Consider the following 18,349-nt stretch of genomic DNA (forward strand, 5'->3'; position numbering starts at 1 on the left):
TTTTATGGGTAGGCTATTCTACAATTTCGCCCTCAACAGCATCATCAGCTTTTTTGCGCGAAGTTTTGGTTTCGCCAGATTTTTCATCTGATTGGGCAGCCGCTTGTTCGGCTTGGTACAACTTGGCACCGATTGGCATAATCGCGTCTTGAAGCGTCTGAGCGGCTTTTTCGAGTTCAGCCTTATCGTCCGAAGATTGAGACTTCTTGGCTTCTTCTACCGCTTTCTCGATCGCTTCCTTATCGTCGTCGGAGATTTTGCCTTCAAATTCTTTTGGCATCTTCTCGGCTTGATAGATGGCGTTTTCAAGAGCATTTTTGGCCTCGATAGTTTCACGCTTCTTTTTGTCTTCATCGGCGTGAAGTTCAGCATCTTTTTGAGCCTTTTCGATATCTTCTTTGCTCATATTTCCGCTGTTTTGAATGGTGATGTTGTTCTCTTTGCCGGTGCCTTTGTCCTTGGCGGAAACGGTCAAAATTCCGTTGGCGTCAATATTGAAAGTCACCTCAATCTGTGGCACACCTCGTGGCGCAGGAGCAATTCCGCTCAAAATGAAGTTTCCAAGCGATTTGTTGTCGGCAGCCATTTCACGCTCACCTTGAAGCACATGGATTTCAACTTGTGGCTGATTGTCAGCGTAAGTCGAGAAAACTTGACTCTTAGAAGTTGGAACAGTAGTGTTGCGATCAATCATTGGAGTTCGAACGCCACCAGCAGTTTCAATACCAAGCGTTAGAGGTGTCACATCGAGAAGGAGAACATCCTTGACATCGCCCGCCAAAACACCACCTTGAATTGCCGCACCCACAGCCACAACTTCATCTGGGTTAACACCTTGGGTTGGCTTTTTGTTGAAGATTTTTTCAACCTTTTCCACAACGGCTGGCATTCGAGTCATACCACCAACCATCACAACTTCACTAATATCGCTCGCTTTAAGTCCAGCATCGTCAAGCGCTTTATTTACTGGCACGGCAAGACGCTCAATGAGATCAGATACGAGATCTTCAAGTTTGGCACGAGTCAAAGTATATTCGAAGTTCTTTGGCACGCCGTCTTCCATCGCAATGAACGGCAAGTTGACTTCGTAAGAAGTTGTTGAAGAAAGTTCCTTCTTGGCTTTTTCCGCCTCGTCTTTGAGTCGCTGCATTGCCGCGGAGTCGTTTTTAAGATCGATTCCCTCTTCTTTTTTAAATTCATCGAGGAAATGATTGACAATTCGGTTGTCGAAGTCTTCACCACCTAGGTGCGTGTCACCGTTGGTCGAAAGAACTTCGAAAACGCCATCCGCGATATCGAGAATCGACACATCGAAGGTACCACCACCAAGGTCGAAGACGGCGATTTTTTCATCTTTTTTGCCATCCAAACCATACGCAAGCGCGGCAGCAGTTGGCTCGTTGATGATTCGTTTAACTTCCAACCCTGCGATTTTACCCGCGTCCTTGGTTGCTTGACGCTGAGAATCGTCGAAGTAAGCAGGAACGGTAATAACTGCTTCTGTGACTTTCTCGCCAAGAAATGCCTCTGCGTCGGCTTTGATTTTGCTCAAAATCATCGCTGAAACTTCTTCTGGAGTGTATTCTTTGTCACCCATTTTTACAGCAACGCCGTCGCCTTTTTTAACGATTTCGTAAGGCAAAATGTCAAGGTCTTTTTGAACTTCTGCATCTGTAAATTTGCGTCCGATGAGGCGCTTTACGCCATAAATCGTGTTTTTTGGGTTGGTGACGCGCTGGCGTTGCGCAACTTGACCAACGAGACGATCGCCCTTTTTATTGATTGCGACCACACTTGGAGTTGTGCGATTGCCTTCCGCGTTAGTGATAACCTCTGGCTTTCCAGCAACCATATACGCAAATGCTGAGTTGGTTGTACCTAGGTCAATTCCGATAATTTTTCCCATTTTTATCCTTTCTTATTAAATTATTTCACAAAATTCAGTTGGCGCCCTCGCAGTTGTGTCCAGCGCCATATCTAAATTATACGCTTTTAGCACTCACAAGTCAAGAGTGCTAATGTTGTTTTATTTACAACATAGTATTAATGTGTATTTACTTATTGACTTTTTATGTATTTTATGGTATTATAAAAACATCTTCGGATAAAATTAAATTAGAGAGGCTCGCCGAGAAGAGGGCGAGACTAGTACATGAAATGACACTGCTAGAAAGATACAACAATACTTTCGCTATCACAAAACGCTTTTCCGTAAACGCAGAGGATAAGCGATGCTCAACCAACTTCACATCCTTCGTCGATAGCTCTGAAGAAGAGGCTGTCAGAATGACGGTTGCTTTATCGCAAGATGGGTTCGAAGTGAGATTTTATCTCATTAAGCCGAATCAGGAGTTTTTATTCATGATTCAAGATGGAAAGATGTATGAAAATAGGAACATCCCATCAAGCGACATGAATAGATACAAAGATTTTGCCGCATCTGCAATACTGAAGGTGGATGAGGCTATAATCAAGCGCTTGGCGCGAGACATCGAAGCTCGACGCTTAGACTTGATTTATTCAATATGGTAGAGCAAGTTGAGCCGCCCGCATTTAAGCAGGCGGTTTTCTTTTAATAAAATCGCAAATAATTAAAGTTTTCAATTTCGCTCGGATCGACAGAGTTTTCTTCAGCAAAATCAAGAATTTCTTGTCGCTTCTGAGCAAATTGTTGCGCCAATTTTTTATGGTTAAAGTGCTCCGACACACGCTCAGCCACATCATATCGCGACACTTGGTTTCGCGCCAACATATCAAATGGCGTCGTCGTCGAGCCCTTTTCTTCATAGCCATTAACAGTAAATCGTGAAGGGTTTATATAGTCAAAAAGAAGTGCTTTAACAGATTGAGTATAGCCGTGGGAGGAGAAAAACACGGGAGTTTTTTCACCGAAAATATTGACGAAGTTCTGCTTAGAAAGTGTATTTTTGAAGGTGCCAAATCCGCCAGAATTCATCGCCGAGAGATAGACGATTCGAATTTTCTTCTTTTTCTCACCTGTCATTTTTTGATTCAAAATCTGCGCCGCAGCGACGACCTCCTTAAAGACATAGTCACCACTCGCTGCCAAAATCACATCAGGCTTATCGATCGAACCGCCAGCCCGCCAAGCATCAAATTCTTCTCCGCGCCAGAGGTCATAAACAAAAATTCCGCCCCGTTCGATTATCTTTTCCGCCTGTTCGAGTGAGAAAAATCTCGGCTCAGGCGTCTTGCCAGCAATCAAAACATTGATGTTATTTCGACTTTCGAGCATTTTTTTCATTGAAGCAAGGACCAGATTATCGTCAGCCGGCAAGAAAACTTGCCCAATTCCATTATGCCGTCGTAAAACTTCATCCAAAAAACTCGGATTTTGGTGAGAAAAGCCATTGTGGTCCTGTCGCCAGCCAGTAGACGTCAAGACATAGTTAAGCGAAGCAATATCGCCACGCCATACCACATCTTGGCTTTGTATCAAGAACTTAGCGTACTGATCCATCATGCTTGAAACAATCGGCATAAACGCCTCGTAACTCGTCATTACACCGTGTCTACCACTTAAAATATAGCCTTGAAGCAAACCTTGAAGCGAAGTTTCGTTCAAAATTTCCAAAACCCGACCATCTCTTGACAAATCTTTTTCCCATTGCTTAATATCACGCTGCCAACTTCGAGAAGTAACTTCGAAAATCGCATTCAATTTGTTGGAATAAGTCTCATCTGGGCTGAAAAAGCGGAAATTGTCGGGATTTTGCTTAAATACATCGCGCAAAAATTCACCAATTGCATTCATTGCGAGAGATTTTTCACCCTGCGAATCTGCCATTTTAGGCATTTCAAGCGGCCTAAAATTATTCCAGCCTTCCAAAAACTTATTCATACCAAGACGAGATCCTCGTGCGGGCAAAAATTCTTCCAACCAAGCGCTAAATTCTCCCTTTTCTCGGTCAAAAAGTTCTTCAAAATCGTAAGATTTGAGCCAATTTTCAAGAGCCTTCAACTCAGCCTTATCTTTACCAGCGTTCGGCAGAGGCACTTGATGCGCCGCAGAGTTACCCTCGATTTTTTCGCCATTAACTTCTTTAACTCCGCCACTTCCTTTTTTATTTCGAAAAATAATCATCGGTAGACGAACAAAGTCATCGCGAGGAGCAAGATTCATTTTTATCTTGGAGATCTCGCAGTAGACTTCACGCAAAGTTTTAGCAAAATCTGCGTCAATGTCTTCGGCAGAATATTCATCAATAATCTTGGGATTGTAGCCAAGACCGTGGAAATATTGAATAAGTTCAAAATCGCTCATCGAACCAAAAATTGTTGGACCAGAAATTTTGTAGCCGTTAAGATGCAGGATCGGCAAAACTACGCCATTTTTAACTGGATCAATCAACTTAGAAAGATGCCACGCACTGGCAATTGCGCCAGTTTCAGCCTCGCCGTCACCAATCAATGTCGCCAAAATCAGATCAGGATTGTCAAGCACCGCGCCAAAAGCGGTCGCGAGCGAATAGCCGAGTTCACCACCCTCAAGAATAACATTGGGTGTGTAGGGGCTAGCATGGCTTGGATAACCCTTTGGCCAAGAGAATTTACGCGAAATATGCGCGAGACCTTTAGCATTTCGCGGAGCATTTTTATCAAATTCCGAAAGTGTGCCTTCCAAGAAAAGATTGGCTTGAAGCGCCGGAAACGCGTGACCCGGGCCAAGCATAAACGCCGTTTTGAGCGGGCTCGAAGCAAAATCGAGATTCTTCTGCGCCGCGAGAAGGTGCGCGTAAACCGTATTTACGCCAGAGCAACTGCCCCAGTGACCAAGGAGGCGCGGTTTGATGTCGTCGAATTCAAGACTGCGCTCGAGAGTAAAATTTTCTTTCAAAAAAATCTGCGCCACAGTTAAAAAATTGGTCGCGCGAATAAACTTTTTAATATTATCAAGATTTTGCCCACTATTCATTCTTATATTTTAACATGTTTATATTTATTTTTCAATCAACAGAGAAGATAACTTCTTAACTCTTTTTTCATAATTAATAAGTCCATCTCTAGACATTACCATCTTTTTAGTTTTATTACCCCTATTGACGACCCTGTTAATTAACCTCATCTTAGACTTCTTCCTTCTGCCGATAGAAAGCTTATTATCTCGTGTTATGGTAATTCCAGTAACACTAAATCCAGGCTGACCCTTCTTTATTATTTTTCCACTCTTCATATTGTTTATGGGTAGTTTAGTAGATTTAATAACTGATTCAATGCCGCCCTTAAGCCTGGATAACTCGCCCCTCCTCCGCGAAGAGATCGTAATGTCATCAACATAAATTGATATATTGATATTATTTTCTTTGGCATATTCGCCCAATCTAATTGCCATTTTCTTCGTAGCCAAAATAGCTAACGAAGAGCTAGTGGGCATTCCTTGTGCCAATACGCCCTCGTTATTAGTACATAAATATGTTAATAAATTCGCCACATAGGCGGTAAAACCTAATTCATATCGAAAAACATACCTAATTCGATCACTAGAAATAGACGGAAAGAAATTTTCAAAATCATACTTTAGCATCTCTTTTGCGCCCTGGTGAATTTTGGCGTTAATTACCGAGTCTCCCCCTCCTCTATACCCCATCACTATTTCTGGCATTTTTTGAACTTCTGGCTTCAAAATTCTAGAATGTATTTTTTTCTGGACAATTTTCAAATCACCCCTAGGCTCATCAATTCTCCTACACTTAAAGCCTTCTTTTTTACATTTATAAAAAGTGTGTACACTCTTATTATTTACTATATGTAAAAGATCATCCTTGTCAATCTCAAGAATTCTACATAGTCTATTTAAAGATTTCAACTTAGCCATGACAAAATCTAAAATCCATTTCAATGAATTGCAGATTTTGGTGCTCAATTACTATTTATTTATAGCTTCCAGCATCGAAATCAAAATCATAACATAGCGCTCATCAGTAGAGAGCATGCTGATTAGAAGTACGACAGCTACAATTAGTAATTGAGCCAGTTCGGTAAAATTACCGACCGAGATGTTTTTCTCGATCCTCTCACTCTTCTTTCTTCCATCAGGAAAGAAAGTACGTGATATTTTAATCTTTCGATTAAACATCATCCTCCTTTCTATTAAAATTTAATATTTCAGCCAAAAGGCCGCCGTCATGCCAAGTATCCGAAATACTAGTTAATGAAAGATTTTACCGAACCCCATGAGAGAAATACCCGCCGTCTAGTTTATTTTTTATAAATAAGATCCAAACAACATATCTCGTTTAATAGAGTGACGCTACAACACTCGACACCCCAACAAAGGATGTCAACACTAAATAATTGACACTTCAGAATAGAAAAGGATTTTAATGTACATACGAATCGTATGTCTATAAATTATTATACGAGATGATTTTATATTTGTCAATATTAAGACATCTAGCAACTAACCCCTCCCAACCTTCACCATCGCGGCGCGGAGGACTTCGCCCTTCAATTTGTAGCCAGCGCGCAATTGCTCGGCGACAATTTCTTCACCCTCACCGTCGTCGTCAAACTGAACCGCTTCGTGAAAATCCGGATTAAACGGCGCACCCTTTGAAGAATCGATTTTTTCAACGCCCGCGTTGGCTAGAGATTTTTCCAAGTTTGTAGCCATTTTTACAACATTTTGAGCCCAAGCGTTTTCAGCAAGATCAGCCGGCAAGTGCGCAATCGCTCTCTCAATATCATCCAAAATTGGCAAAAAGTTCAAAATCGCCTTTTTCTCACCCAAAATCTGCGCATTCGAAACGCGGATTTCGACATTTTTTCGAAAATTCTCAAAGTCGGCGCGAGTTCGTTGTAAATCTGACAACAATTGCCCATTTTCTTCTTTCAGTTTTTCGACTTTGGGATTTTTTTTGAAAAGTCCGCCCTGCTTTTTCGAAGTTTCTTCGTTCGAAATTGGCGCAGGATTTTCCGCTACTTGATTTTTTTCAAAATTATTTTCTTCCATAAAATTTTCTCCTTAAAATTATAAAATTTCTTCCAAAATCTCGCCCGTGTGGCGCACAAGTTTGATGGTTTTAGCGTAATTTTGGCGGGTCGAGCCGAGCACGCCGATGTATGAATTTGCTGAAAATGGACTTTCGAACTTGGAAATTATTAAACTTACGCCAGAATTTTTGCCGATCGGGTTTTCTGAGCCGATGTAAATGTTGAGCGGCTGGTTGGGGTTGGCCTCGCGGAGCCACGGCTCGAGATTGTCAAGAAGTTGCGCAACAGATTGGACTGCCTCACCACTCTCAAATTCCGGCTGAGAAAACAGATTGTAGATTCCGTTCATATAAAGTTGATCCCCAATTGTCGCGAGACCCAAGTTACCGGTAAGTTCAACCAGACTATCTACGGCAGAACGAATAGCGTGATCCGCTCGCTCTTTTTGCGAAGAAACTCTGCTCGAAATAACACGCGTACTTCCCACAAAATTATCTCGCGAGTTATCAGCATTCAGCATTATAACGCCATCTTCTTGCGATTCTGTCAAGCGATTAACATAAAAACGGTAGCCTTTATCAGTTGGAATTCTACCCGCAGAAGTGTGCGGCTGAGTGATGAGTCCTACATCTTCAAGTCGAGCCATTTCCGCTCGAATTGTTGCGCTCGAAACACCAAAAAGTTTCGCCAGCGTAACACTTCCAACAGGAGCAGCAACCTCAGCATACTGCTCAATTATCGCCACAAGAATTTGCGTTTGTCGCGGTGTGATATTCATATTTACAGTTTAACACAAATTAGCACTTGGGTCAAGAGAGTGCTAATTTTTGATCTCTAAAATCCTAAAATGATTGACTTTTTAGTATCTTTATGTTATAATCAAGATATGGTTAGAAGAATTTAACCAAATATATATAGAAAGCCCCGCCATATTTCCAGGGCGGATAAAGGTTATAAAAATGGAAAAGCTCATCAAAAAACTGGAAGATAATCTCTCTGATAAAGGGTTGATCGAAGTTTGTGATACCAATAAACTTCAAATCGCTTGGAAGAAAAAGGTTTCAGAAATTGAAGAATATACAAAAAGTCTTCGACTTGACCTTCTTCCTAAGGATACAATCTTAGAGGTTCACACTCTAGTCGGCAGACTACCTCATTTATATGTAGAAATGAAAGCCGCCGCCAATGGAGAGTTCTCTGTTAAACTCATTAATATGGCATTAGCCTCCGAGGTGTCTCTATCTGAGGAATGCGGGAGCAATCCAAATAGATACAGATCAGTTCTCAGGACTCTTCCAGTTCTAAAATCTGAAATCAAAGAAGAATTTAAGCGAATTCTTAAATGGCGAATAGATTCATTCGTTGATATCAGATAATAAAATAAAGCTCTACAAAATTGTAGGGCTTTCTATTTTGTTAATTCTCTGGATTTCTCGCTTTTATATCTTTAAGCAATTTTTCCGCCAAAAGTCGAACTTCGATGTCTTTGTAGTTAAATTCGATATCTTGGTGCATAATTTGGTCGATAATTCTCGCCGTGTTTCGAAAATCATCGTTAAGGATGAAGTGAAAATACGGCTCGGCGAGCGCCGCTTCGAGCGATTCGATAGCTTCAGGCAGGCGCTTTTTGAAATCGCGCTCGAACTCGGCCTCGCTCTGATAGCGGTTAGCAAAACGCGCCCGCCAAGTTTCATAATCTGGTGGCAAAATCATCACCGCGACAACCTTAGAACTCAACTTTTTATACTCAGCAATTCCATGAATATCAATATCAGTAACAGAAATCTGCCCATCCCTGTGCGCCGCCTCAATCTCCGCAACACTCGTTCCGTAAATCTTGCCATGGACAAATTTAGCCTCAACAAACTTCCGTGCGATGAGCATTTCTTCAGCCTGCTCTTTAGAGATAAAATTATAATCCACGCCATCTTGTTCCATCACGCCACTATTCTCGCGAGGCGGGCGAGTAGTGTGACTGATAATGTCGCGGTATTCTGGATTTTTCAAAAGGTGCTTTTTGGTGGTATCTTTGCCGGCACCAGAAATACCGGCAAGGAGGAGAATTCGAGATTTTTCAACCAACTCAATGGCGTGCGGCGGAGTCTGATAATTTTCAACTAAGAATTGGATATTTTTCATTTTCAGATTATAACATTTTTTGAGTAAAATTTCAAATATTGACTTTTTTCCAAAAATATCGTAAAATTAAATTCACATTTCAAAAATTCTATAAAATAAGGGGTGGAAAATGGATTTTATACGAAAAGAACCTTTTATGATTCTAAGCTTTATCGTCGTCGCGGTGGCATATGTTTCACCGACAATCTGGTTTTTAGAAAGGAAAATCTGGCAAAAGCGCGGCGGAAAACTACTATCCGTAACTATTGCAGTGCTGGATTTTACACCGGTCACACTTCTCTGCTACTCGATCGCGATGTATGAGATTGAGCCAAGCCAAATGACTGCCTTAATCCTGTGGTTGGGTTTCTTGTTGAAAATCCTACCAAGGCACGATAGAAAGAAGGCAGGGCTAAGATTTTTGGTTTTACCTTTTGTGGTTTTACCACTTCTTGCGGCTCCAATCTGGATCGCTTGGTTTGTGCCCAAAACTGATTGGCGAACTATGCTAACGATTGTGTTGGTTCATGTAATAATAAGCGTAGTGGCTTTTGCCATCCTAATCTATAATGCAGAGAAATACGCAGAGCAGAATTAAAACCCTTCAATTTTGGAGGGTTATTTTATTAAACCTCCCGAGATTTTCGAGAGGTTTAATTTATAGATTATTCCGCTATAGAAGCGTTTGTCGAAACATTGACGACATCATCAAGATCATCGAGCGCATCCATTAGTTTTTCAACTTTGGCTTGAGTTTCTTCGTCCGAAATTTCGATTTCTGAATTGGGAACATATTGAAGTTCCGCCTCTTTGACTTCAAGCCCAGCCTCGATTAAGGCGCTTCGAACTTTCATCAAATCTTTAGGGTCGGTATAAACGGTGATTTCACCATCCTGCTCGATGGCATCTTCGGCGCCAGCGTCGAGGATTTCGAGCAGAGCGTCTTCGCCTGAAGCGTTGACCGCAATCACGCCCTTTCGCGCAAACTGAAACATCACGCTGCCAGCGTCGGCAATTCGACCACCGTTTTTGACGAGCGCAGTTTTGACCTCTGGGAAAGTGCGGTTGCGATTATCAGTGGCAGCCTCGATGATGAGACCAATTCCGCCCGGACCGTAACCTTCGTAAGTTACTTCTTCGAGAGCGGCGGCGTTTTTGTCAGCGGCGCGCGCAATCGCCCTTTCGATATTGACGTTGGGCATATTGACCGCGCGGGCTTTCTCGATCGCGAGGGCAAGCGCAGGGTTCATATCAGGATCGGCACCGGAGCGCGCCGCAATGGCAATTTGATTGCCAATTCTAGTGAAAACCGCACCACGCTTGGCGTCATTCGCGCCCTTTTGTCGTTTAATTTTGGACCATTTATTGTGACCAGCCATAATTCTCCTTCGAAATTAATTTATATCTATAATCTAAATATATTTTAGCATTTTTTAGAGAAATTATCAATTTTCGCAAGCTAATCCCTCTTCAACATCACCGTAAACGCCTCGCTCGGAATTTCGACATTGCCAAATTTCTTCATGCGTTTTTTACCCCGTTTTTGCTTGGCGAGGAGTTTCTTTTTGCGGCTCACATCACCACCGTAGAGATAGCCGGTCACATCCTTTCGATAAGCAGAAAGGTTTTCTCGAGCGATAAACTTACCACCAATCGCCGCCTGAATTGCCACTTGGAAGTTCTGCCGCGGGATAACTTCTTTCAACTTGGCGGTGATTTCGCGACCGATCCGAACGCTTTCTGAACGGTGGCACATCACGCTGAGAGCATCCACAATTTCGCCCGCAATATAAAAGTCTACACGAACCAAATCTTCGACCTTATAGTCCCAAAGTTCATAATTGAATGAGCCATATCCACTCGTAACACTTTTCAACTGGTCGTAAAAATCAGTCAAAAGATTGGCAAGCGGAGCCTCAAAACTCACCAAAACTCGCTCATCAATATAACTGAGATTTTTTTGAAGACCCCTTTTCGAAACAATCAACTGAATCACCGCGCCAACATAATCTTGCGGCACAACGATTTCGCCCTTGATCCACGGCTCACGGATCTCGGCAATTTTACTCATATCAGGAAGATCGGCAGCAGATTTAATGTCGAGTTCTTCGCCATTAGAAAGAAGAACATGGTGGTCGGTCGAAGGGTTGGTAATTACAAGGTCGAGGTCATACTCGCGCTCGAGTCGCTCACGGACAATGTCCATATGGAGTAGACCCAAGAAACCAATCCTAACGCCAAAGCCCAAAACGGGCGAATTTTCTGGTTCAAATTGAAGCGCCGAGTCGCTAAGCGACAATTTCTCGACCGCGTCTTTGAGATCCTGATAATCTTCATTCGAAACAGGGAAAAACCCAGCATAAACAAACGGCTGAACATTTTTATAGCCCGGGAGAGGCTCCGCGGCGGGCGTTTTGGCAAGGGTTACAGTATCGCCAACCTTAGCCTCGCGCGTAGTTTTGAGATTGGTCACAATGTAGCCGATTTCGCCAGCGGACATCTTGTCGTGCGGCGTCATTTTGGGCTGAAGTTTGCCAATTTCCAGCGCCAAACCTTTAGAATCGGTCGCCATCATTTTGATTTCTTCGCCCTTCTTCAATTCGCCCGAAAAAATGCGCACATACAAAATCACACCACGATAATCATCATAATAACTGTCAAAAATTAACGCTTTGAGGGGTTTCATTTTTTACCTCCGCCCAACTCTTTAATCTTAATATTTCTCCAAGCAATTCCATTTTGCTTTGCCCAATTTTTCAAATCTTCAATTCGAGATTCAGAATTTTCAATGATAAACAGCGACCGTCGCCATTTAACGAAAACCTTCAGTCGATTTTTTGGATTTTTCAAAAAATCCTCAATCGCAAATTTAGGAAATCCCAGCGCCAGACCAATTTTTTCGTGATTCAATTCCTTGACTAAATCCTCTTTCGACAGTCCAGACTTTTTCTTCAATTCCTCATTTCGAAAAACAAAAATCCTGACATAATTCACCCCCTCAATCTCTTCCTCGACGATAATTTGTGGCTTTTTTCGAAACAAAATATTGTAAGCGAATCTTGACAAAAAACTGTATTTTGACAAAATTTTGCCGTCTTCGATCTTTGAATCGCTCCAAGCAAAATATATCACATCTCTTTTTCGAAAGATAAACGATATCGAATCGTAAAATTCTGGGTCGTTGAAAAATCTTTTTATCGCTTGAATCATTCAACCTCCTTCGGTGCGGGGATTTTTTCAATTACAGCATCGAGGACGGCTTCGACATTCATACCAGTTTTGGCGGAAATTCCTATGATCTCTCTCTCATCGCAACCGAGAAGATTTATCACCTCCTTGGAAACTCGCGGAACGTCGGCAGCGGGTAAGTCGATTTTGTTGAGGACAGGGATGATTTCGAGCTCGGCGTTCATCGCAAGGTAAACATTGGCGAGGGTTTGCGCCTGAATGCCCTGAGAGGCGTCGACGACGAGAATCGCGCCTTCGCAGGCTTGGAGTGAGCGGGAAACTTCATACGAAAAGTCCACGTGGCCGGGCGTGTCGATCAGATTAAATTCATAGCCTTTCCAATTCATTGTCACAGGAGCAAGTTTAATCGTGATACCCTTTTCTCGCTCCAAGTCCATACTGTCGAGCAACTGCGATTTCATATCGCGCGTCGAAACGGTGCCGGTCAGCTCCATCATTCGATCGGCGAGAGTCGACTTACCGTGATCGATATGCGCAATAATACAAAAATTTCTGATTTTTTCTAAATTCATAACTACGCTAAATTATACCACAAAAACACTTTTCACACAAAAGAAAATCCCCTTTAGAGGGATTTTCTTTAAGGACTATTTTCTTGTCTTGTTGGTTGATTTTTTAATAGTAAAGATCGAAATTCCTCCAAGACTTAAAATTATAGATGCAACTATAGCTATAAGCCCAGTATTATCCTTGTCATTTTGTGCATGACCCGTGTTTGGCGTTTCAACTGGTGGGATGAATTCAAAAATAACCGTAATCATCTGTGGATCTTCAGAAACTTTACCTTTCTCCTTCGCGTCACCTTTGTCGCTTCGAACAATTTTCAAACGATAGGATTTGCCGTCAACTGTGACAGTCTCTGGGATTTTAGCTTCGTAAGGTGTACCAACTTGCTTTCCCTTTGGCAGAATTTCTTTAATCTCACCTAAAAGAACTCCGTTAGTGTCAACAAACCGCATACTTACTGCGTCACCCAACTTTGGCTCATAGATGTAATTTATAGTTTGAAGATCAACCTTTACTCGACCCTCTTCTGGCGCTGATCCCTCTTTTAACTCTTTGAAAATATAGGTTAGACCGTCTTTTTCAATCTCTTCAGGCTTGGTCGAAGCATACTCGGTGCCAACCTGTGTATCTTGAGGTGAAACTTCTTCTTCGCCTTGAAGCTCAATGCCGTCAGATGTTGTAAATTTAGCTACAACTTTTCCGCCACGTTTTGGAGCATAGACGAAAGTTACTTCAGTCGAATCTTCTGAAACGCGACCAGTTTTTGGCTTAGAGCCATTTTTCAACTCCTTGAAAACATAAACAAGATTGTCTTTTTCGATCTCAGCATCCTCCTGCGCATTGTACGCAGTACCTACTGGTGTACCGTTAGGCTTGAGAATTTCTGTCTCCTTGATAGAATCGCCTGCTTCATTAACAAAATTAACAATTACTGAGCCACCTCTTTTTGGCGTGTAGATATATGATATTGTCTGTGGGTTTTCACTCACGCGTCCGTTTTGAGGCGCAGAATTTCCGCCCAATTCTTTGTATACATACACAATATCATTGAAGGTGATCTCAGCTGGTGGCGTGCTTGAATAGCTTGTACCAACTTGAGTTCTATCTGGCGAAATGTTCTGAAGTGCTCGAATTTCGACACCGTTTTCATCCAAGAATTTAGCATCAACCTTACCGCCCAATTTTGGAGTATAGACATAAGTCACAGTTTGAGACTCAGCCTTAACTTTGCCCGTTTCCGGAGCAGAGCCTTGCTTCAAACTCTCAAAAACATAGACAAGATTATTCTTGGTTAGCTCATTATCTTTGTTTGCGGTATAACTGGTGCCAACTGGAGTGTCTGTCGACTTGACAACTTCATCGGTTTTAAGTTTTTCGCCAGTTTTAGCGATAAATTCCGCTATTACCGCACCACCCTTTTTAGGCACATAGCGATAAGTAATTACTTGCGCTTCACCGTTAACCCGACCCTCACGAGGTGCAGAGCCTTCGATAATCTTTTCGAAGACATAAGTAATTCCGTCGGTCGCTATAATCTCATTTGGGTAGCTTGAAGTATATTGTGTGCCGATTTGAGTTTGATCAGCCTTTAAGACTTCATCAGGCTTGATAGAAACGCCATCCTGGTTAACAAATTTTGCCGTCACCGATCCGCCCAATTTTGGAGTATAGACATAGGTTACAACCTGATCTTCTGCCTTAACACGACCATTTTCAGATGCTGAGCCTTGACCTAACTGCTTAAATGTATAAGTCAATCCGTTCTTTTGAATTTCATTCTGCTTAGACGAAGAATATTCAACGCCAACTTGAGTTCCACGAGGCTTAACTTCAACTTCTGCTGAGAGTTCTTGACCACGCTCGTCAACAAACCTTGACTTAACCGATCCACCTTGTTTTGGTGCGTAGACATAGGTAACTATTTGCTCATTCTCACTTACGCGACCCCTCTCTGGTGCAGAGCCATTTTTAAGCTGTTTAAAGATGTAGACCAGATTATCTTTGGTAATTTCGCTATCTTTGGTCGAAGCATATTCGGTACCGACTTGAGTTCTATCTGGCTTCACGACTACCTCAGATTTTAGTTCACGATCTTGTTCATCGACATATCTAGCCTTAACCGGCGAGCCAAGCTTAGGCTTATAATAGAAGAATACTATCGTTTCTCCATTTTTAATTGCTCCAACTTCCGGTGCCTGAGGACCTACCTCCTCGAATTCATAAACAAGGCCTCGTCCGTCTGAGATCTGCGCAAGGCGTTTGCTTCTAACATCATATGGGGTACCGATCAAAGCGGTGTCTATAACGACTTCAGAGCTCTTCTCGTAAGAATAAGGCAATCCTCCATTTGGATTTGTAGTATATCGATAGACTACTCTCAAACTACCCTTCGGAATATAGAGACCGATGTTTCGATTTTGAACTTTATTAGATTGGGAATTCAAATAAATATCCGAAGTTGTTGCCACATTATCCCTTTCAGAGGTGGGCGTACTTCCATTCGATTGATTTCTAGCAGGGACAAGAATTGCATGCGAATCAATCCCATTCGGTCTAGTAAATCTCACTGAGAAATTTGCGCCCCAATCTTTTGTCGAATAGCTATATTCACCACGATCATTGGTTAAAAGATCGGCGACCACAGTATTATTTCGAAGAATCTCAACGCGGTAATTAGGTAAAATAGTGTCGACACCTTGGTCAAAAAGACTATTGTTGTTAGTGTCCATAAATGCGACACCCTGTATCTTGATTGGATAGTTTACGATAGCAGAGACAGGATCAGACTCAACAAGATTTCCGCCAGAGGAAATTGAAACCGCAGCAGTATTCTTGGCAATAGAACCATCGGCCGCATTGTCGTCAATTTTAGCGTTTATAACGAAATTAACGACAGTTTGAGGCGGAACTTGATATCCTTGATTTTGCTGGATTTTAATCATTCTGACCGCAGACCAATCAGCTATCTTGTCTGCAGTTATAAAATTCTTAGACCAAGATTCCTTCTGATTATTGCCGGGTTCATCGGTAGAATAAAGGATCGTAAATCCGTCTCGCGGTGCGATAGGCCCAGTTATCTTAACTCCGGTAGTAGAACCTCTACTCTCTTGAACACCGTTATTTCCTTCGACTATCTTCTTATCGCCTACTTTTGGTAAAACTTCAAGTATTCGAGAGGCCAACAAAGGATGATCGGATGTATTGATGACCGACAGTCTGTAGTCAATCTCCTGACCTGGATCTAGCTTATCTATGCTTTTAGTGAAGTCACTTCCTTTAGCGCGAATATATTTCTTAATAGCGACCTGCTCAGGCTTAAGAACGATAATATTAGCGGTCGAGCGAGCGACATTGCGCGATTGCTTACCGTCGTTATTGAAATCCAAGTCATCTAGTCCCTCGGTGCCGATGTAATTCTTATCAGAGTCGTCCCAGAATGTAACGAGCTCGAATTTATGCTTACCATTAGGTGTAGCCTCGCTAACACTAAAAAGAGAGTTTCGATTAATGCCAGCAAAAACCTCACTAGTTCCAGAATTTGGCTTAAGGTCTATTATCGCGCTTCTGCCTGTATTTTTATAGTTCTCGTGATACTCAACTACTCCTTCGGCTATCTTTTGACGCACCTGGGGAGTTAGAGAGAAGTCCGGGCTATACAATATAGCACGTCTCGGGTTTTTCAATTTATTGATAGAAACCCCACTGTTAGAAATCATGGCAGAATATAAGTCGTAGAAGTCTACATAATCGCCGACTGTATATGTCACTTTATTTCTTCCTGGCGTAATTTTATTAACCACCTTGGAGGCTATCTTTTCATAATACTTAGAGGCGTCAATCGTCAATTCTTTACCACTAGAATATACCTTGGCTCGATTTATCTGTTCGGTAGGAGCAGCGTTAAATTCTAAACTGTTTGCATATTCATCAATATCCTTAAAGTCCGTATCTATATCTAAATCAACCCCGTACGAATCCTGTCCAGGCAGAGCGTCGGGCAATTGATAACCCTCAGGCATGACAATCTCAACCCTTCTATAATCTTCGATTTCAGCTATAGCGGATAGGCGCAAAGAAGGGGTGGATTTTTTAATCTCTCCCGCCATAATCTTTGATCCGTCTTTTTTATATAAGAAAACCTGAAATACAGCGTTCTCATTACCTACGCCAAAAAACACATCCACAGGGCGCAAAGTAATACTCGTAAACTTTAGTTCGTCAGGGATACTATCCTCAACTCTTGACAAAGGAACCCTAACGCCATCACCATCATTTCGAATCCTCAAAGCGATTCGCCAATCGCCATCATTGGAGATAGTATTAATATTATATACAAACTTATTAGCGACATACCTGTATCCATTACCGTAAGTTAACGGCATCTTAGATGCAGTCAACTTATCCTCGCCACTAACTCGCCTAGCCATTACTCTTATGTTTAAGTTATGAGTCCCCTCAACAGGAGGGTTATCTTTAACTTCAACTACTAGTTTATGATTGTGTTCTACAGTTTTATTTATGATAGAGTCATCGGTATTTTTGGTATAGTAAAGCTTTATCTTGGCGCCCGAGACATTAGATTTACCACTAATTATCGACAGATTCTTTCTGGCAATCCGAGTATTAGGGTCGAAGGTCCACCCATCAGCAAGAGAGTCCTGATGAACTTCCATATATTCAGGCACTACGTACTCATTGAATGCGCTTGTTATCTCTTTTTTACCGTACGAAGATCCCGATGGATAAGTAATGTTGTTAGTTATCGAAAATTCCATCACTCCCATAGTCTCATACGAATTCTTATCTATAGTGGAGTTGGTGTGGTCAGTATATCTAGCAATATAGTGCGTATTGGATGTCCCCACCTTACTCTTGTATGTTGCTGCGTTAAGATCGGATTTAGTAGTATTAACGGATTTAGTTTGGCGGCTCAACAGATTACCGTCTGCAGAATACAACTCATGTATCACCTCGGGCTTATATCCTGCCGGAGCCTCAACAATTTTAAGCCTGTACTGGGAGTTTATGCTATTTATAGATCCCGCGATTAAGTTTTTATAGTTTAGTCGCTTAACATAGTGGGTGTCCGTATCCACATTAGACGAGCTTGTAACCAAGTCTGTGGAGTTGATAACTGGGGCTGAAGCGGCGTATTCTTTAGGGAATTTAATCAAAAGGTACGCTCCTGGATAGGAACTAGCACCACCATCACTCGTTATTTCAATACGCGACGAGAAAGTCATTGTTTCACCAGATAAAAAGTTAACTTTCTCGGCACCATTTTCTTTATCCAAGACAGTCAGCGTAGTCTTAACGTTGTTGACGAAATCTCCAACCCTACTCTCTGCCCATATCTTTCCGCTCGTAAATAAACCAGCCAGAATAACCGCTGGCGCCACAAACAAAGCTATTTTCTCTTTCTTCTTTCTAAAAAAGTCTCCACTTATTTTCATCTTCCCTCCCTTAAATCTCAACAAGAGACAATATTCTATTAAAATTATATATTAACATAAGCAAAATG

General features: G+C 42.0%; 14 protein-coding genes and 1 pseudogene. 3 read left to right on the plus strand and 12 right to left on the minus strand.

Translation table 11 applies throughout. The annotated features are described in order from the left end of the window. Positions 1-13: 13 nt before the first annotated feature. A complete protein-coding gene (gene dnaK, locus Q4A21_02945) occupies positions 14-1,906 on the minus strand; it encodes a molecular chaperone DnaK (GenBank protein MDO4902480.1) in 1,893 nt (630 codons plus the stop codon). Between the two features lie 251 nt (positions 1,907-2,157). On the opposite strand from dnaK, the gene Q4A21_02950 reads away from it, so the two are divergent. Further along, positions 2,158-2,532 carry a hypothetical protein gene (locus Q4A21_02950; GenBank protein ID MDO4902481.1) on the plus strand — a complete coding sequence of 125 codons (375 nt, stop codon included), beginning with the start codon at positions 2,158-2,160 and terminating at the stop codon, positions 2,530-2,532. 40 nt (positions 2,533-2,572) lie between these two features. On the opposite strand, the gene Q4A21_02955 is transcribed toward Q4A21_02950, so the two are convergent. The 5 genes from Q4A21_02955 to Q4A21_02975 all read right to left on the minus strand — a co-directional run bounded on the left by Q4A21_02955 (position 2,573) and on the right by Q4A21_02975 (position 7,732). After that, positions 2,573-4,936: a phosphoketolase family protein gene (locus Q4A21_02955; protein MDO4902482.1), complete on the minus strand. Its 2,364-nt coding sequence runs from the start codon at positions 4,934-4,936 to the stop codon at positions 2,573-2,575. Between the two features lie 24 nt (positions 4,937-4,960). After that, positions 4,961-5,836, minus strand: a complete 876-nt coding sequence (locus tag Q4A21_02960) for a reverse transcriptase family protein (protein MDO4902483.1) — start codon at positions 5,834-5,836, stop codon at positions 4,961-4,963. A gap of 51 nt (positions 5,837-5,887) precedes the next feature. Beyond that, positions 5,888-6,100 (minus strand): hypothetical protein, encoded by a 213-nt coding sequence (locus Q4A21_02965; protein ID MDO4902484.1) that lies wholly within the window; start codon positions 6,098-6,100, stop codon positions 5,888-5,890. A 321-nt stretch (positions 6,101-6,421) separates the two neighbouring features. Continuing rightward, entirely contained in the window at positions 6,422-6,973 is a 552-nt protein-coding gene (locus Q4A21_02970) for a nucleotide exchange factor GrpE (protein MDO4902485.1), read from the minus strand. Positions 6,974-6,991: 18 nt separating this feature from the next. Next, on the minus strand, positions 6,992-7,732 hold the full coding sequence (locus Q4A21_02975) for a transcriptional regulator (protein ID MDO4902486.1): 741 nt from the start codon (positions 7,730-7,732) through the stop codon (positions 6,992-6,994). A gap of 181 nt (positions 7,733-7,913) precedes the next feature. Here Q4A21_02975 and Q4A21_02980 point away from each other — a divergent pair, with 181 nt between their 5' ends. Beyond that, on the plus strand, positions 7,914-8,330 hold the full coding sequence (locus tag Q4A21_02980) for a hypothetical protein (GenBank protein MDO4902487.1): 417 nt from the start codon (positions 7,914-7,916) through the stop codon (positions 8,328-8,330). A gap of 40 nt (positions 8,331-8,370) precedes the next feature. Here Q4A21_02980 and Q4A21_02985 read toward each other — a convergent pair whose 3' ends face one another. Next, on the minus strand, positions 8,371-9,093 hold the full coding sequence (locus Q4A21_02985; GenBank protein MDO4902488.1) for a hypothetical protein: 723 nt from the start codon (positions 9,091-9,093) through the stop codon (positions 8,371-8,373). Between the two features lie 136 nt (positions 9,094-9,229). Between Q4A21_02985 and Q4A21_02990 the strand changes: the two genes are divergently transcribed. Beyond that, positions 9,230-9,670 (plus strand): hypothetical protein, encoded by a 441-nt coding sequence (locus Q4A21_02990; protein MDO4902489.1) that lies wholly within the window; start codon positions 9,230-9,232, stop codon positions 9,668-9,670. Between the two features lie 67 nt (positions 9,671-9,737). Here Q4A21_02990 and Q4A21_02995 read toward each other — a convergent pair whose 3' ends face one another. From Q4A21_02995 to Q4A21_03015, 5 genes and pseudogenes are all read right to left on the minus strand, one after another. Further along, the gene (locus Q4A21_02995; GenBank protein MDO4902490.1) at positions 9,738-10,451 is read right to left on the minus strand and encodes a YebC/PmpR family DNA-binding transcriptional regulator; all 714 of its coding nucleotides are present in this window, start codon (positions 10,449-10,451) and stop codon (positions 9,738-9,740) included. Positions 10,452-10,531: 80 nt separating this feature from the next. Then, a complete protein-coding gene (gene lepA, locus Q4A21_03000; GenBank protein ID MDO4902491.1) occupies positions 10,532-11,758 on the minus strand; it encodes a translation elongation factor 4 in 1,227 nt (408 codons plus the stop codon). Beyond that, positions 11,755-12,282 carry a hypothetical protein gene (locus tag Q4A21_03005; protein MDO4902492.1) on the minus strand — a complete coding sequence of 176 codons (528 nt, stop codon included), beginning with the start codon at positions 12,280-12,282 and terminating at the stop codon, positions 11,755-11,757. The genes lepA and Q4A21_03005 overlap by 4 nt, the downstream gene beginning before the upstream one ends. An 8-nt stretch (positions 12,283-12,290) precedes the next feature. Beyond that, positions 12,291-12,833: pseudogene (locus Q4A21_03010) on the minus strand (GTP-binding protein). A 75-nt stretch (positions 12,834-12,908) separates the two neighbouring features. After that, entirely contained in the window at positions 12,909-18,281 is a 5,373-nt protein-coding gene (locus Q4A21_03015) for a MucBP domain-containing protein (protein MDO4902493.1), read from the minus strand. Between the last annotated feature and the right edge of the window lie 68 nt (positions 18,282-18,349).

This window comes from bacterium (assembly GCA_030530825.1).
In the GTDB taxonomy this organism is placed as follows: domain Bacteria; phylum Patescibacteriota; class Saccharimonadia; order Saccharimonadales; family Saccharimonadaceae; genus Nanogingivalis.

Bases quoted from the DNA above. Each gene is read 5' to 3' on its own strand.
- dnaK (MDO4902480.1), bottom strand. From the start codon at position 1,906: ATGGGAAAAATTATCGGAATTGACCTAGGTACAACCAACTCAGCATTT.
- Q4A21_02950 (MDO4902481.1), top strand. From the start codon at position 2,158: ATGACACTGCTAGAAAGATACAACAATACTTTCGCTATCACAAAACGC.
- Q4A21_02955 (MDO4902482.1), bottom strand. From the start codon at position 4,936: ATGAATAGTGGGCAAAATCTTGATAATATTAAAAAGTTTATTCGCGCG.
- Q4A21_02960 (MDO4902483.1), bottom strand. From the start codon at position 5,836: ATGGCTAAGTTGAAATCTTTAAATAGACTATGTAGAATTCTTGAGATT.
- Q4A21_02965 (MDO4902484.1), bottom strand. From the start codon at position 6,100: ATGATGTTTAATCGAAAGATTAAAATATCACGTACTTTCTTTCCTGAT.
- Q4A21_02970 (MDO4902485.1), bottom strand. From the start codon at position 6,973: ATGGAAGAAAATAATTTTGAAAAAAATCAAGTAGCGGAAAATCCTGCG.
- Q4A21_02975 (MDO4902486.1), bottom strand. From the start codon at position 7,732: ATGAATATCACACCGCGACAAACGCAAATTCTTGTGGCGATAATTGAG.
- Q4A21_02980 (MDO4902487.1), top strand. From the start codon at position 7,914: ATGGAAAAGCTCATCAAAAAACTGGAAGATAATCTCTCTGATAAAGGG.
- Q4A21_02985 (MDO4902488.1), bottom strand. From the start codon at position 9,093: ATGAAAAATATCCAATTCTTAGTTGAAAATTATCAGACTCCGCCGCAC.
- Q4A21_02990 (MDO4902489.1), top strand. From the start codon at position 9,230: ATGATTCTAAGCTTTATCGTCGTCGCGGTGGCATATGTTTCACCGACA.
- Q4A21_02995 (MDO4902490.1), bottom strand. From the start codon at position 10,451: ATGGCTGGTCACAATAAATGGTCCAAAATTAAACGACAAAAGGGCGCG.
- lepA (MDO4902491.1), bottom strand. From the start codon at position 11,758: ATGAAACCCCTCAAAGCGTTAATTTTTGACAGTTATTATGATGATTAT.
- Q4A21_03005 (MDO4902492.1), bottom strand. From the start codon at position 12,282: ATGATTCAAGCGATAAAAAGATTTTTCAACGACCCAGAATTTTACGAT.
- Q4A21_03015 (MDO4902493.1), bottom strand. From the start codon at position 18,281: ATGAAAATAAGTGGAGACTTTTTTAGAAAGAAGAAAGAGAAAATAGCT.